Below are 15618 nucleotides of genomic sequence, written 5' to 3' on the forward strand. Positions count from 1 at the left end.
TCCCGTGTGGCACATTGCATCGACAACGGTCCTATGGAAGGATTCTGGGGCATTTTGAAACGCGAACGCTATTACGGTCGGAGATTCACCAGCAAGCAGAAACTTATTCAGATGATTGAGAGTTACATCAGCTATTACAACACCCGGCGTGTGCAACGCAACTTGGGTGTTCTGACACCGTTAGAGAAATTTAATCTCTACTTCGCTGCATAAAAAGCGACCAGTGGTTTTGTTCACCACTGGTCGGGAAAATTTTATGTTTTTTCGCTGTCCTCTTGACGGGATGCAGTTCATTGTAGAGTGCCTTGTTCATTTTCATTCTTATTCATTTATATCCACCGTCAAGCCAGACTTGAATTCCACAGTGAATTTGTCCTCGTATACTGTGACTTTTTCAATTAGCCGCCGGATAAGCGACTCATCGTATTCGGTCAGGGCGGTGGGCTGCTCCCGAAGGAAGGTGCCCATGTCGGAGATACGTTTTTTCTGTTCATCCCGCCCGGCGCTTTCCAGCTGAAGCTTTTGCTTTTCCTCGCGCAGGTGGTAAATTTCGTTGCCTACTTTTTCGTAATCCGCATTGGAAGTAGCCAGTTTCAAAAGCTCCGCCTGCAACTCTTTCAATCGCTTGTCGATGTCGGCAAGGACCTGGTCGTTCCCGTGGCTCAGGACGGTTTCAATGTTGTTCTGAAGCGTCGTAAGAAAGGTGTCCCTGTCGCAAAGCGTTTGGTTAATGGCCTTGACCAGCACCTGCTCGATTTGGCTTTCCGGCACGGTGCGGGCGTCGCAGAACAATCCGGTGTTTTCCAGGCGACTGATGCAGCGCCAGACAATGGACTTTTTGCCCCGGTTGTACCAGTGAATCCGGCGGTAAAACTCCCCGCAAACGCCACAATACACGATGTTCGCCAGACAGTGGCTGCTGCTGAACACCCGGTTCTTTCCGTTCGGGCTTTTATGGATTAAACGCCGACGCACCAGTTCCTCCTGCACCTGCATGAAAATTTCACGCGGGATGATGGCTTCATGGCTGTTTTCCACATAGTATTGCGGGACAAGGCCGTTATTCTTGACCCGCTTTTTTGTGAGAAAATCAACTGTGTAGGTTTTCTGTAATAGGGCGTCTCCGATGTACTTTTCATTCCGCAGAATCTGGTTGATATTGCTGGTATGCCAGCGTTCTTTGCCCGCGCCGTTTAGGATGCCGTCGGCTTCCAGCCCGCGGGCAATTTTTAGCATGCTGGCCCCTTCAAGATATTCCCGGTAGATGCGCTTGACGACTTCGGCTTCCTCCGGCACGACCACCAGATGTTTGTTTTCGTCCTTGGTGTAGCCGAGGAAGCGGGCACAGTTGACCTGAATTTCGCCTTGCTGATAACGGTACTGCAGACCCAGTTTTACATTCTGACTTAAGGACTGGCTTTCCTGCTGTGCAAGAGATGCCATAATGGTGAGCATGATCTCACCCTTGGAATCCATGCTATCAATATTCTCCTTCTCGAAATATACGGGAATATTTTTCTCTTTCAGCTTTCTGATATAATTTAAGCAATCCACTGTGTTTCGCGCAAACCGGCTGATGGACTTGGTGATTACCTTGTCGATTTTGCCCGCCATGCAGTCGTCAATCATGCGGTTAAACTCCTCGCGCTTTTTTGTATTAGTGCCTGAGATACCGTCATCTGCATAAATTCCAGCCAGTTCCCAGTCAGGGTGACTGTTTATGTATGCAGTATAATGGGTAATTTGTGCATCATAACTGGTTTCCTGTTCGTCACTATCGGTAGAAACGCGGCAGTAGGCGGCAACGCGAAGTTTCGGATTTTCTTCTTCGTTCTTTGGCAACCCGGCCTTTTTCCTTGCCGGAAGCAGCGTAATAGTCATTTTTTCTTTCATTTTCACGGTTCCTCGCTTTCTATCAGGCTGTAGGCGTATTCCGCCTGCTGGAACAGGTCGTCAAGCCGTTCTGTGCCTTCACGGATGCGGAAAACAGTGGGATAGACCACTTCAGGTTCTTGTTTTGATTCGCGGATACGACCGAGCATTTCTGCCCGCCTGATACGTTCCGCTTCGGCTGCCGCAAATGTGTCTGGGTCTATAATCGCCGGATAATATTCATCACCCAAGTAGTGTTTATTACGAAGCATCCTGCCGACTCCCGCATGGTATGCTGCAATTTCGGCCTTTTTTGCTGCCGTTGCCAACGAATCACCGGTCAGATAGGACTGAAATAATGTTTTTATCCGCTCGGCAGCTTGTTCATCAATTTCGGCTTTTCCGTTTATAATCTGGTAACCATATAGAATGTGGCCCATTTATCTCACCAACCTTTCTTTCAGCGTAATGCCGCATTTGAGCTCAAACCCGATTTCCGTTCTCGAATATACATGAATCCGCTCCACAAAACGGGTAAAAAGTTCACCGTCAAAACCCTTCAGCATCATCGCCTTTGTGGCGTATTGCAATAGTTCACTGACCTCATGCAGGTTTATATTGTCGCTATTTATGAAGCGGGATATGGATTCTTTCTGTCGCTGTATGCGCTCGGCCTCCTGCAGAAGCTCATTGTTGCTCTTATTGTAAACGGCAGGTTCAAGGTAGCCTTTTGTCATAAGACCTACCAGTACCTTCCGTTGTTCTGCGTTTTCTTCGAGTTTTTTATCAAGGTCTTTCAATTTTGATATGTTGTCTTCAGAGCTGATGCTGCGAAGGCCCCTCAGAAGAGGCTTTAAGACAATTTGATGGCCGAAGATGAGCTTATTCATCATGATAACAAATGCATACTCAATACTGGACTCGGGAATGTACTTCATTGAGCACTTCTTGGTGTCCGTAATATGATTGGCACAGCACCATGCGATATTATGCCTGCCGGTAGAGTGGATACGGCGCTTGAATCTTCCGCCGCAATTCTCGCAGATAATTATGCCTGAAAATGGATATCGATTCTGATACTTACCCTGATATTTTTTTACGCCTTTTTCTTTGCCTCGTTGTTCAATGATATCTTGCGCGGCATTAAAATCTTCATGGCTGATAATCGCATCATGATGATTTTTAATGAGATACTGATCTTTTTCACCGTAATTGTAGTGACGGTTGAAGTGCATATCGGTGTAGGTCTTTTGAAAAATAGCATCTCCTGTATATTTTTCATTACCGACTATTCCACGAATTGTCGTCGCCGTCCAACGGCCGCCTTTCTTGGATGGTACGTCGCGGCGATTTAGCTCATCCGCAATTTTCCCGGTGCCTTTTCCAGATAAAATTTCAGAGAAGATAAAACGTACTATTTCCGCCTGTGATTCGTTTATAACCAGTTTTCCATCAGCTGTATCGTAGCCATATGGCGGATAGGAAATCTTGAAGGTCCCATTTTGAAACCTGCGCTTAACTGACCATTTGCTGTTTTCCGCAATGGATACCGACTCACTCTCAGCCAGTCCACTCAGGATTGACAGCATGAGTTCGCTTTCCATTGACCCAGTGTTGATATTTTCTTTCTCAAAATAAATGAAAACATCAAGGTCAAGTAGCTTTCTGACCAGTTCAAGACAATCGGTTGTATTTCGAGCAAATCTGCTGATAGACTTCGTTACAATGAGGTCTATTTTTCTGTCTTCACAGTCTGCAATCATTCGAAGCAATTCAGGCCGCTTTTCCTTTTTTGTGCCGGTGATGCCCTCGTCATAATAAAGTCCGGTGAACTCCCAATCAGGATTTGCTTTGATGTAGGTTTCATAATGCTTTATTTGGGTGTCTAGACTTTCGAGTTGTTTATCGCTGTCTGTAGACACGCGGCAGTAAGCCGCAACTCGTAGCTTGGACTTCTCAGTTACATCAGCTGTGTTTTGACCTATTTTCGTAACCTTTTTCAAATTCTCACCTCCTTGGTCAGTGTGACATATTACCTCTAAAGCTCAGTTATATCAACGCTTTTCGGGCATAATCTGTGCCAGCGCAGGAGAGAAAGATTTTCGATTTAATAAGGTTATCTTGTTGAATTCCGACAAGGAAATAAGTCCAGATTGAAGCATGGAATCGAGCATCCGCTGTGCTCGTATATAATCAACTTCGCGCTGCAATTGCTCTTGTGGAACAGGCTTCTTTTCATATTTAATTTCTGGTATTGAGCCAATAACAGTCATGTATTTGTCCTCCAGTCTGAGAACTCTTGTCCTCACTACCCACTGGAAAAAATGAAGCCCTTCGTACAAAAAAGAGCAAAAAAATAATGCCTACCAGAGAAATATTCTCCAGTAGGCATCATTACGTATATGTTTACTCGCTGTACTTGATGAAGGCATCCGTAAAGCCAGCAGCTTTAAGCTTGGTAAGCATAGCATCTGCGTTTGCCTTAACGGAGTACGCACCTACCTGCACACGGTAGTATTTTTTCGGAGCAGTCGGTGTGACGGGAGCGGGCGTTACTGCTGCTGCAAGCCCAGCCTTAACATCAGCACGGAAAGTATCCATGCTCTTGCCGTGCTTTGGAAACCAATTTTTAGGATCGCCATGATTTGAAGCGATACCTTTCTGATACCCCTCGTAATGTCCGATTATATCTTTCTCTGTCAGCCCATACTGTTTGCAAAGGTAGACGCAAAGTTCCAAGGCTTCCTTGTATACGGCAGAAAAATACGAGGCATCGGTCAACCCGTCCTCGCAGATTTCAAAGCCGATGTGTGTATCGTTAGCAGAACCTCCGGCATGCCAGCCTCGGTGGTTCCAGGGCAGAGTCTGATAGGTTGCGATACTGCCATCTGCCAGTTTGCCAATAAAGGCATGTACACAGACCTGCCGCCCATCCGGCTTATCCTGATTCCAATGGTTGTTATACTGGTTCTTGCCCAGCAGACCGTCATCTGGACCCACATAGCGTTTGAGGTTCGGGTTATTTGCCCCTGTTGAATGCACCATGATGCCCTTAGGAGTGATAGTTCGGCCAGCTTTGTAGCAAGCATTGTTGGTTAAAATGAGTTTATGAAAGTTCATTTCGTTTCGCCGTCCTTTCCATGAAGCTGTGCCAGCACATCTCTTAACTTTTCAGGCACAGGTAGCCCAATAGCCGTGGCATTCTCAACAAGAGAAATACCCTCATTAGTAATGTAGAAGAAGATAATCGCTGTACGAAGTGGTGCTCCTGTGCCTCCGAGCAGGTAAGTGTCAATGAGATGACCAATGCCGACCACAAGAAATAGCGCTACCTTCTTGGCGATACCCTGTGCTCCGATCCGGCTGGAAAGTTTCTTTTCCACAATTGCACGAAGCACACCTGTGATGTAGTCGACAACTACAAAGGCGATGAGTGCGTAAAGGAAACCGTCCAATCCGCCTAAGTACCAGCCAAGGGTTCCTCCAATGGCTGTAAACACAACCTGAATCCAATTCCAAATCTCTTTCATTTTTGTTTTCCTCCTGTTTTATTGCATAAAAAACACCTGCTAAAATAAGCAGGCGCTAATGCTGATATGAATGGTCATTTTTAACTCAGTTTCGGGAGTGCCTCCCAAAGCCGTAAGTCTTCCTGACCGAGTGACCATAAGGCAAACCCACGCAAACACCATCGGTATGCCGCTTCATTTGCCCAGTAGACGATCGAATCTACATCTTGGTAGTAGACGATACCAAAACCATCCCCATCGCCGAGGAATATCCTCGAGCACCAGACGTTGATATCGCGCGGTGTGAATTTTGCAGTATAGTCAGCGTTGCAGGGAATGTATAGCATCGCTGAATGCACGAAGTCGTAGTCCATCGAGATATCCTCACTTCGGGTAGAGGATTCCTCCACGTCTGAAGACAGCGTGAATACCTCGAATTCACTGTCCCATGTCACGTTACTCCGGGCGATCCTGCCGTAAGTTTCGGTAGTACCGTTTGGCATCGTCACATCAAAGGCTTCATACGGTTCGTAAGTCCAGGCATCGCCTAAACGCAGAAGTTCACACTTGATTTCATTGTCCGACCGAATGCCACAATAACCGCTTGTCGGTGATACCGTTGCCGTGAAGCGGAGGGTGTTGCTGTTGCCGGAATAGACCCTCACGCGGTTGCCGCGTTTCCTCATTTCGATGAGATACATATTGGGGTTTGTGCGTATGTCGGAGGCGGGTGTTTTATAGTAAGCGGAACCATAGCTGCCGAGCAAAACAGATCCTTGATAGAGTTCCACTTGCTGCGTGTCAATGTTGATACAACAGAAGATGTTACCGATAAATACCCCAGCACGCCCGCTTCCATTATGAGGGAAAGCAAGCCGAGCTCGAAGATGAACATCAGAGAAACTGTCATATCTCCAGGCAAGCTGGCCACTACCTTCCAGTTGTGAATAAACCCTTCCGGTTGCATATTCATCGCTTCGCCAGACTGCCCAATTGCCTGAAAGCGTAGTCCAGTAAGTGCTTTGCAGTGTGATGGGGTCCCGGAAGTCCTCATACCACACTAAAGCCGAGTCGGGTTTTCTTCGAAGAATCTCGGTGGTCAGCTTGAAGCCTTTGTCCGGAACAGCCATACTCCCGTTCACGTCCTTGAAACTGCGCGGTGAGAGTTCAAAGGTAGCTGAACCCGCTGAGGGCCGTTCTGAAAACGATGAGCAAAGACGAAAGCCATATAACTGTGCGCCAACCACACCGCCGTCAACGGTGATGGTGTGTTCTCCTGCTGACAAGCTGCGCCCTTTGGCAAGAGCCACCCAGAAGGTGCTTCTCCAATATGGCCACCATAGGCGGCTTTCGTAGAATCCAACCGTGGACCCATCAAGTGAGATGTTGATACCGTTCTTATCCCAGTACGGAAAGCAGATACGGACGGCAACATCATAAACTCCCGATTGCGGAAGGGTAAAATCGTAGGTCGCTGTACCCGTTTCTGATGAGAGCGTAATCATTCCGTTGCCAATAACCACACCCTCTGTATAACTATCCGGCACACCGTCCCGGTCAATATAGATTGTGCCAAACTCTGCCTTTTGTGTTTTTCCGTAGCAAGTTAAGTATCGTCGGCGGTTGTAGGTTTCCCCGATGATAGGGGCTTCTCGGTCGGTTGCATCGCCGCCCTCAGCATAATCGTATACCTGAGGGAGCATATACGGTACCTGATCGTAATCGTCCCAGTAGGCAAGCCACGGTATCATCGGCTGCGGAGGAGCATTACCCGTGAAGTTATACCCGCCTTCCGCCCATATTTTAGCGGCATAGTAGGTAAGTGACACGCCACGATATGTCTTGCCGAGGTCGGCAGGGTTTGCATATATCTGCCACTCCCAACCGTAACCCGGCAAACCCATATAAATCTTTTGTGGGTTCATTACTCTGGCAGCATAATCATACACACCGACAAGCCAGTCACGTGGAGAGACAGGACCCGGCGCACTGCCAGCCCAAGACATACCGTAGGACATAATCGCTGCCGTGTCGCAGTACGCATCGAGATCGGCATAGACACACCAGTTCTCACCGCCGACCGAGCCTTGGACGCCAGTCATACCGGGCAAACAGATATTGACCAGTTTGGCGGGATTGTACGCTTTGACGGTTTGGTATATATCTCGAAAGAGAATATTTGCTGCGTCCTTGTTCTCATACCCACCGCCGCGTTCCAAGTCGATATCCACACCAGCGCACCACGGGTATTTCTGCATGATCCGCACTAATTCAGATAGAAACTTAGTCTTTGCACCATTTTCGTTATTCCGCAGAGCAGTGAATATAGAAGCTGTGCCGTGATTCATCACGGTCAGAAACCAACGCACTTTGGGCCATTTATTGATGTATGGCATCATGCTGGATATCGGTGTACCTGTTTCGGTTATCGTTCCTGATATGTCCACCTCAAAGGTGAAAATGCCGACGGTTTCAAAACGGTCTCCGTAATTATTCAAGGCTTGGTGCATTCGGGTGTTGCCCATGAACGACCATACCATGCATTTCTTTCCCCTAAGATAATCCCTGCTCATAAGCGCGGATCTCCTTCCATCATTTCTACATATTCAAGGTAGACCCTCGCCGATTTTCCGCTTTCCAGCTTAATCTGATGCTTACTGTCATAAGCGGCGGTATATTGGTAAAATCCCTCCTTGGATGTGGGACTGCCATTTCGCAGACATTCCCTTGCCACAGCTTTTAAGGCAAATTCATCACCCGCATTCACCGCCGATGTAAATTTGCACTTATGTGAACCCATGCCCTGTGAAATTTCAATGCTTCCCGCCGACATTGGCTGTTTCGGATAGATATATAAATCAAGACCCGCTGAGGTTTCTCCGGTGTTAAAAAGGACAAGAGTCGCACTGCCACGCACCACGGCATTTTGGTAGCGAGGAGTATTTCCGCTATTTCGGAGCATAACGTTGTTGTGGGGCGTATAGCCTGTTAGTTTGTCGCCTTCTTGAAGTTGAAGGTCGGTGTAGTAAATCTCGCCAGTACAGTCGGCTATGAGTGGTCGGATGGTTACGCTAACGATTCGTTTGTCCTGTTTGAGTTTTATTACCTCTGCAAATCGGATGAAGTTGTTAATGACTATAAGTACCACCTACCCATCGAGAGTCCATTGAATTTCACAGACATGGCCGACCCAGCCCGTTGCAACGACACCTGCTTGAAGCATTAGATCGGTGAAAAATACTTCTCCCGTGCAATTCTGTATAACAAGTCGAAGGGTGATGGAACGCAGCCTGCCATAACCTTTGGGTGATGCATCCCGCGCCACTTGTTGAAAAGATACCATGCAAATTCACCGTCCTCTCAATACAAATCAATAAATCGTGTTTCGGTTGTCCCGTCCTCGTATTCAAATACTAGCTCGATACCGACCTGTCCGTTCGTTCCCTTGCTTAGGTTATTCGATCCTATTTGCGCCGATATGGTGTAGTTGCGTCTTGATGCCGGATAAACTGTTTGGGCCATACTTTTGGTCATATTCGCTACGCCAACTGCCTTAAAGGAAGCTGTACCGGACACACCGTTTTCAGTATCCACTTCAAAACCGCTATTTTGCCAATAGGCGAAGCCGTCGTCGGCTCGAGAGTTTCGCAAATGGTTAAAGGGCACCATATCTTTAATTTCCTGCCCGATGAGGTTGCTTTGGTCGAACTGGTCAGCAATCGTCGAGGAGGAAGAGTCGCCCAGTTCTCTAAGTTTCGTGGAGAGTTCCAGTACGGTTTTCCATGGCTCTTGAAGGTTGTACTGGCGGCGTACAATTCGTGTTTTAATAGTTAGATTTAAATCCCTATCATCAACGGTTACAATGTCACCTAAATCCCATCGTTCATGCTCATAACCCGTCAGTACGGACAAATCCATCGCCGATAGGACATAGGATACGCGGGGCTTTGCATATTCGGCAAGCCGCATATTTGTAAATTCAAGCATCTGATAGGGGTTTGTAAAATTAGAACAGTCAAGGGTAGCTACCCGCACCTCGCTTGAATAGCTGAAGTCCTCCACGTAGTCCTTGCCACCATTGATTGCAGCGAACGTCATACCGTCCTTACCGATAGCATAGAGCCTCGTGACAAGGGATCGGGTATCAACTACACGCTTAATCCCAGTCAGGTTTTTACGGTAGGCAAAGAGCGCTCCACTGTCTGTTCCGCTGAATGTCAGTAAATCCACCCGTCTGTCCCTGCTGTGGAATACCAAATCGCCGCCATGGATGTTCTGTACCATTCGAAGTATGGAGAGTGCGTTTTTTTCTTGGCAGGTCCATGTTCTCAGGGTGGTTACATTTACTGTACCGACTTCCCAGCCTGTACCCGCAAGTGCAAATGCCATCGGAACAGCGGGCAGGTCAGCGTTGAATTCAACTGGTTGTTTCTCTGCAGAAAAAGTCAGGTCATAGAATGCTGCTTCCGCATAGACCATTGTGAGTATACTGTTGCCATCCGAGCCTTTTTCATCTGTCATTGTCCGAATACGATAAACATCCTCAGCAATCTGTACCTGCTTCTCGTTGTCGAGCATTATGCGCTTCGGGTCACTGTAAGGCAACTTGAATTCCAGGGTGTCCGCTCCGTTGATCTCGCCCGTAACAATGATGTCATAAGCATTCTCCAGAACCGTTTCCCACGCTCCGTTCTCATCCAAAATAACAGGGCGCGCAAAACCCAGTTTCTCATACGGAGATTTTGGGATATCATGAAGCGTTATATCGAGTAGCTTTGGTGTAACCGTTGTATCGCTGGTGGTGAGCGTTACCCTGTAGCGGATATATGAACGATTCGGCGAGGTCAGTTCGCCATTTGTGCCAACTGCCTGCCATGCCGACCAGTTCTGCAGATCATCTGAGGTTGATGTTTCTATCAGTGAAATGGATGTGACACCCGCGGTGTATTCACTTGTTGCAGATACTCGACCGCTCCCGGCAAGGCTGCATTCGGTGGCAATAGTCGTCAGTTGGCCGCTTTCGGGGTAGAGATTACCAATTCCCTTACGTAGGGTGACAACCCCCGGCTCAGTTAACGCATCCACGTCACCCGAAGTGTCTCCTCCATTTGCAAGCATTGCTTGACGGAAGTAGTGAATCAAGTCATCAATAGCTAAGTTGCTGTCTGTTTCAAAGAACCACTCGTCCAAGCCACCTGCGTAGTAATACTGGTTTGCGTGCATTCCCATAACGATATCCGCTATACAGGAGGGATTCAATGTACCAGTAAATGTTCGCAAAGGGGCTGTCCAAACTTCACCGTCAGCACGGTTACACAGAACTATCTGAGATGTTTTTTCTGTCACGTTTATGATTGCAGAGAGAAAATACCAACCACCATTGACCATGTTGAATCCAGGTGTTTCGGTTTGGTCAAGGATAAGCGTTCCTGATGAATTATAGAGCATCATTCGCGGCCGCCCTTGATAGAGGGAGATATAAAAAATAGGCTGACCGGGTCCTTGCCTTGTATTGAAAAGCGGAATGTAGTTCTGCCCTACAGAATAGGTGGTCGGGTTAATCCAACCGCCGACGGCAATTTTCTCACCGATATCAGAAAAGAACGTACCATTGTTTGTGGCGACAAGGTGCGTTTTTTCTGTGGTCGGATTGTTGATGTTCATTCGGAAATACCGCCCAAACCTGCCGTTTGGTAAAGAAGCGGTTGTGCCGCTCCAACCGGAGACCGTAAAATGCCGTCCGTTGGCGGAAGAGTCTGCAAGGTGGTTATTACTGTCCGGCGTGGATTCGTTGAAACGCCAGAGTGCTGATGTTTTTTCGGTTGCAGGAATCTCGCCCGTAAAGTCTGTTTGAGCAGTCAATATGGATTTTACCGCCATGTCCTCACCTCCAACGGCTCTTCGCCTGTATTTGCAGTTCTGTAAATGTCGCACCGATTGCCGTAATGGTTAAGATATTCGTTCCTTTGCGGAGAATTGGAAAATTCAACTCTTGAAGCAGAGGTAGACCATTCCGGAGCGTTTCGCCCGTGCTGTCTACCACCTTGGCAGTAACTAAACCGCTGTCGATGACGAGGGTTTCTCCGGCGGACAAAGGCCCGACAATGCGAAGTTCTTCGTCATTCGTTTTCAATGACACATAGGTTGATGCCCCTGACGGAATGATGCCTTTCAAAAGGAAGACAGGCAATGAGTCTGTATTTCCTTTACTCCTCGTGATTGTATTTGCACCCTCTTGGGTTAGCGTAAAACTCTCGTCCGTCAAAGCGTAGGCATGTGGGTCGGGACAGACGAAGTTCAAGTCAAATGAACCTGCCGAGCGAATAAGACGTTCACAGTTCACGGCATCCTGCAGTCTCGCTGTGAAATAGCGGTCGGGGACATCGTCAAACACAAGTTGTTTCAGCCCTTTTTTGGGATCTAACCACTCGGCAAGGCCATCTAACACTCCAACCAGAGAAGCGAGATTGTGCATTGGAGCAACATTACAGTTCACAGTTATGATCCGCTCTGCGCTATCACTGCCAAAGTCTGCCACACCGGGCTTGCCGGGTATGGAAACAAAGGAATTACGCAAGGGTGGCGAAGCCTGCCAAGAGGTCAGACGAGCCTTGACGTTCATGCTTTGTGATGAAATTCCGTTGAAAATAAAGCCCATGCCAACACCTCCTTATGCCGGGCTAAACCGTCCCTGCGCCCGCGAGCCGGTCTGCATCAGATTATAAAGTTCCTGTGATATTCTGCGGATGTCATCCTCGCTGCGGACAATCATCTGCTGTATGTTGATGAGCGAAGGCATACCTGATACCGCCAAGCCGCCATGACTTCCTGTCACATCACCCATATTTATGCCAGGCGTATCAAAAGAAGTGGGGATAGCGTTCTGCATATCTTCTGCGACTTCATCCATTGCCCGTTCGAAGCCTACACCGATACCTTGACCCATGTTCTCGCCAAGTCCGGCAAATAAGGTAGATGGAGAATGGATACCGAAGAAGTTTTTGATGCCGTCGACGATCCCTCCGAAGAAGCCGGAGATTTTACCCCAAATCCAATCGGCGACATTTGAAATACCCTGCCACAGACCCTTTATTAGGTCGCTGCCGACTTGCACGATTTTACCGATGTTACCGGTGAATCCTTTCACGATGGCGGTAATAATCTGGGGTATAGCTTTTACGATTTCCACGATGATGGTTGGCAGGTTCTTTATCAAGGACACGAAAAGCTGGATACCCGCCGCCACAAGCTGCGGAATACTACCGATAATTGCCGTAATAAGCGACGAGATGATTTGTGGTATCGCCGCCACGATAGCTGTTATAATCTGCGGTAAATTTTGAACCAACGATACTAACAGCTGAATCCCTGCGTCAATAAGCTGTGGAATAGATCCGAGGATTGCTGTAATTAAACCCTCGATAATTTGAGGTATTGCCGCCACAATTGCTGTGATGATTTCAGGCAAGGCATCTACTAAAGACACGAGAAGTTGAATTCCAGCATCAATTGCCTGTAGTATCCCGTCGAGGGCAGGCGGCAATGCCTTTACGATATTCTCAATAACTGGAACAATGTTTTTCACGACGTTCTGGAACGCTTCGACCACATTATTAATCAAAAGTCCGACATCAGCATTGGCATTACCCAACCCTGCCATCAAGTTTCCTATAGCTGATTGCATCCCCGCCATAGAGCCAGCTATTGTTTCCGTGGCTTCCAAAGCGGTTGTTCCTGTGATCCCCATTTCGGTCTGAATGACATGGATCGCTTCCGTCAAATCGGAAAATGAAGAGAGGTCGTATTTAATGCCGGATATTTTTTCGGCATCAGCCAAGAGTCGCTCCATTTCAGATTTTGTGCCGCCATATCCCAGCTTCAGATTGTCGAGCATAGTATAGTTTTGCTTGGCAAAACCCTGATAGGCCGTCTGAATAGCTGACAGATCCGTCCCCATTTTATTGGCATTATCCGCCATATCAGTAATCGCCATGTCCGCAACCTGCGCCGCTTTTGCAGTATCACCGCCGAGGGACTGGATAAGACTTGCCGAAAAGCCCGTGACAGTTTCCATATATTCGTTGGCGGACATACCGGCGGTCTTGAAAGCATTTTCAGCATACTTCTGAACAGACTGCGACGCTTCACCAAAGAGTGTATCAACACCGCCGACCAGTTGTTCGTAGTCCGCATAGGCGGATATGACTTCTTTGCCAAGTTTAATGGCAGCGGCTCCGGCAGCCACAGCCACAGCGCCCATTGCCACACCAATGCCTTTTAGGATGCCGCCCAGTTTCTCGAACTTTCCACCAGACTTTTCGGCGCTGTCACCAGCGTCCTCAAGTTCCTCACCAAGGTCGTCGGCTTCTTCCGCGGATTCTTCTAATTCACGCTCCATGTTGTTAAGTTCTGCGTTGGCATTATTGAGGGCAATCTGCCAGTTTTGAGTGCGGCGATCATTTTCACCAAAGCTTTCGGATGCATTTCGAAGAGCGGCTTCAAGGGTGGAGATTTTCTCCTTCTGGGCATCGATTGCTTTATTAAGGACTTCGTTACGGGCAGCAGTAGCCGCTATGGATTTGTCCTGTTTGTCGAATTCGCTCGTTACCAGCTTCATTTCACTACCGAGCACTTTGAATGACTGGTTTATATCACGCAATGCGTTTTTAAATTCCTTTTCGCCCTCGACGCCTATTTTTAACCCAAAATTGTCATATCCCATATATATACGTATCCTCCTTCCTGCCGAGAAATGGCGTGATTTCTGTATTCTTCGGCACAGTTCCTCGGATAACTTTTACACGGGAAATGCATCGTTCACAGCTTGGAACGAATGGTTTTATGATTTTCGACCATCGAAACATGCAAATTTAGTACTGTATAGCCTCGGTAATGATCGAAATCCCCAAAAGAGTTATCCGAGTAAACCATTCAAAAATCATTGATTTTACTAAGCCCTTTGAGAGTTAGGAGGATAACTGAATATATGGGATATGACAATTTATCTGAGTTCTCGGATAAATCGTCAGCCACTTAAAACACCTCCCTCCGTAAAAAATCAGATGCCATCTGGAATGACATCTTCAATAAACAGTTCGCGCTTTGGCTTGACCATTCCAAGGAACTGGCGATGGCATTCCCATAGATCCAGCAATTGTCCAATTGGGGTAAGCCACGTTTCCTCTTCGGAGCGATTTAGATGAACCGTACCGTAATATAAAAGTCGGGTAAACAACTCATTGTCGCTTACCCGACCTCGGCGTTTTTTGACTCACTATACTCGCTTTCGATGTTACGAGCCGTTCCTTTAAACATCGCCTCAGTAATTGCCGACTTATATACCGCCAGTTCAAGTGGCGAGGTGAGCAATTCCACTTCTTCCTCGGTCAGCAAATCTTTTGGTTTTTCCTTGTTGCGAAGGTTGTGGATGAGGATGGACTGGTTGGCAAGGAGCGTAATCAGCCAAATAATCTCATCCAGAGCCATCTCAAAGTTTTCTGACCTCATTAACTTCTCACCCAAGTTGTCCAGGCCGCCGTATCGTTTGGCGATTTCCTTTGTGGCGCGAGTGGACAAAATCAGCTCATATTCTTTGTCGCCGATTTTGATGACGGCGCTTCGTTCGTTATCCATGCATTAAACCTCCAAATCTGTTTCAAATTCAGGTTCGTATACTTCCGTATACCAATCACTGGTCACAACCGGTAGTACATCCACATCATCTTCGTTAACTTCCGCTTTCCATGGATGACGACCATTACCGTCCGGTTTATTGCGTCGGGAAACAGTGCCTTCAATACTTGGTGTTGAAAAGGTGATACTATCACCCTTGGTGGCAAGATTGGTGGACGGAATGCCGAACTTGACGCGGTAAAGCCAGAAGTAGCGATACTTACCATTCGCTTTTTTCGCTCGAAATCCAATAGCGACAGGCTCGCCACCATCCTCTGAAGCAGAGATAAGAACACCGTTTTCATCTGTGGTCGCGCCCGTCAGTTTTGCGGCGACGGTTTTACCAATGTCGTCCACACCAAGGGTCAGTTTGCCGTTCTTGAATTCCTTGATAATTTCGGCGGCACCGTCGTCCGCCCAAAGTGTCGCTTCCGCAAGTTCGATTGATAGTTCAGCTGAGATTGCCTTTGCCAGCATTACCGGAGCGCCGTAGGTTTCGTAACCCGTAGTAGGCGCTTCGGTGATTGGTGCGTAGTAGAGTTTATCAAGCCCAATTGTAGCCATG

The 15618-nt window shown here is 47.6% G+C and carries 14 protein-coding genes; 1 reads left to right on the forward strand and 13 read right to left on the reverse strand.

Going from position 1 to position 15618, the window contains the following annotated elements; translation table 11 throughout:
• The coding region (locus BLR50_RS05035) for an IS3 family transposase (protein WP_143008049.1) at positions 1–213 on the forward strand (213 nt) is incomplete at its 5' end.
• Between the two features lie 108 nt (positions 214–321).
• Here the strand turns inward: BLR50_RS05035 and BLR50_RS05040 are convergent.
• From BLR50_RS05040 to BLR50_RS05105, 13 genes are all read right to left on the reverse strand, one after another.
• Positions 322–1893, reverse strand: coding sequence for a recombinase family protein (locus BLR50_RS05040; protein ID WP_423230279.1), 1572 nt, complete (start codon positions 1891–1893; stop codon positions 322–324).
• A gap of 2 nt (positions 1894–1895) precedes the next feature.
• The gene (locus BLR50_RS05045) at positions 1896–2312 is read right to left on the reverse strand and encodes a recombinase (protein ID WP_092639207.1); all 417 of its coding nucleotides are present in this window, start codon (positions 2310–2312) and stop codon (positions 1896–1898) included.
• Positions 2313–3875 carry a recombinase family protein gene (locus BLR50_RS05050; protein ID WP_092639209.1) on the reverse strand — a complete coding sequence of 521 codons (1563 nt, stop codon included), beginning with the start codon at positions 3873–3875 and terminating at the stop codon, positions 2313–2315.
• 51 nt (positions 3876–3926) lie between these two features.
• Complete coding sequence (locus tag BLR50_RS05055; protein WP_092639211.1) at positions 3927–4145, reverse strand: SHOCT domain-containing protein; 219 nt, start codon at positions 4143–4145, stop codon at positions 3927–3929.
• Positions 4146–4278: 133 nt separating this feature from the next.
• Positions 4279–4992 carry an N-acetylmuramoyl-L-alanine amidase gene (locus BLR50_RS05060; protein WP_092639213.1) on the reverse strand — a complete coding sequence of 238 codons (714 nt, stop codon included), beginning with the start codon at positions 4990–4992 and terminating at the stop codon, positions 4279–4281.
• Positions 4989–5402, reverse strand: a complete 414-nt coding sequence (locus BLR50_RS05065) for a phage holin family protein (protein ID WP_092639215.1) — start codon at positions 5400–5402, stop codon at positions 4989–4991. The genes BLR50_RS05060 and BLR50_RS05065 overlap by 4 nt, the downstream gene beginning before the upstream one ends.
• Positions 5403–5482: 80 nt before the next feature.
• Complete coding sequence (locus tag BLR50_RS05070) at positions 5483–7954, reverse strand: glycosyl hydrolase family 18 protein (protein WP_092639217.1); 2472 nt, start codon at positions 7952–7954, stop codon at positions 5483–5485.
• Positions 7951–8529 (reverse strand): hypothetical protein, encoded by a 579-nt coding sequence (locus tag BLR50_RS05075; protein WP_423230280.1) that lies wholly within the window; start codon positions 8527–8529, stop codon positions 7951–7953. The genes BLR50_RS05070 and BLR50_RS05075 overlap by 4 nt, the downstream gene beginning before the upstream one ends.
• A gap of 212 nt (positions 8530–8741) precedes the next feature.
• Complete coding sequence (locus tag BLR50_RS05085; protein ID WP_092639221.1) at positions 8742–11261, reverse strand: phage tail spike protein; 2520 nt, start codon at positions 11259–11261, stop codon at positions 8742–8744.
• Positions 11262–11265: 4 nt separating this feature from the next.
• Positions 11266–12039, reverse strand: coding sequence for a distal tail protein Dit (locus tag BLR50_RS05090; RefSeq protein ID WP_092639223.1), 774 nt, complete (start codon positions 12037–12039; stop codon positions 11266–11268).
• A 12-nt stretch (positions 12040–12051) separates the two neighbouring features.
• On the reverse strand, positions 12052–14103 hold the full coding sequence (locus tag BLR50_RS05095; protein ID WP_092639225.1) for a phage tail protein: 2052 nt from the start codon (positions 14101–14103) through the stop codon (positions 12052–12054).
• Between the two features lie 524 nt (positions 14104–14627).
• Positions 14628–15014, reverse strand: coding sequence for a hypothetical protein (locus BLR50_RS05100; RefSeq protein ID WP_092639227.1), 387 nt, complete (start codon positions 15012–15014; stop codon positions 14628–14630).
• Positions 15015–15017: 3 nt separating this feature from the next.
• Positions 15018–15617 carry a major tail protein gene (locus BLR50_RS05105; protein ID WP_092639229.1) on the reverse strand — a complete coding sequence of 200 codons (600 nt, stop codon included), beginning with the start codon at positions 15615–15617 and terminating at the stop codon, positions 15018–15020.
• Position 15618 lies beyond the last annotated feature (1 nt).

Origin of the sequence: Acetanaerobacterium elongatum, assembly GCF_900103835.1 — a bacterium.
GTDB lineage: Bacteria > Bacillota > Clostridia > Oscillospirales > Ruminococcaceae > Acetanaerobacterium > Acetanaerobacterium elongatum.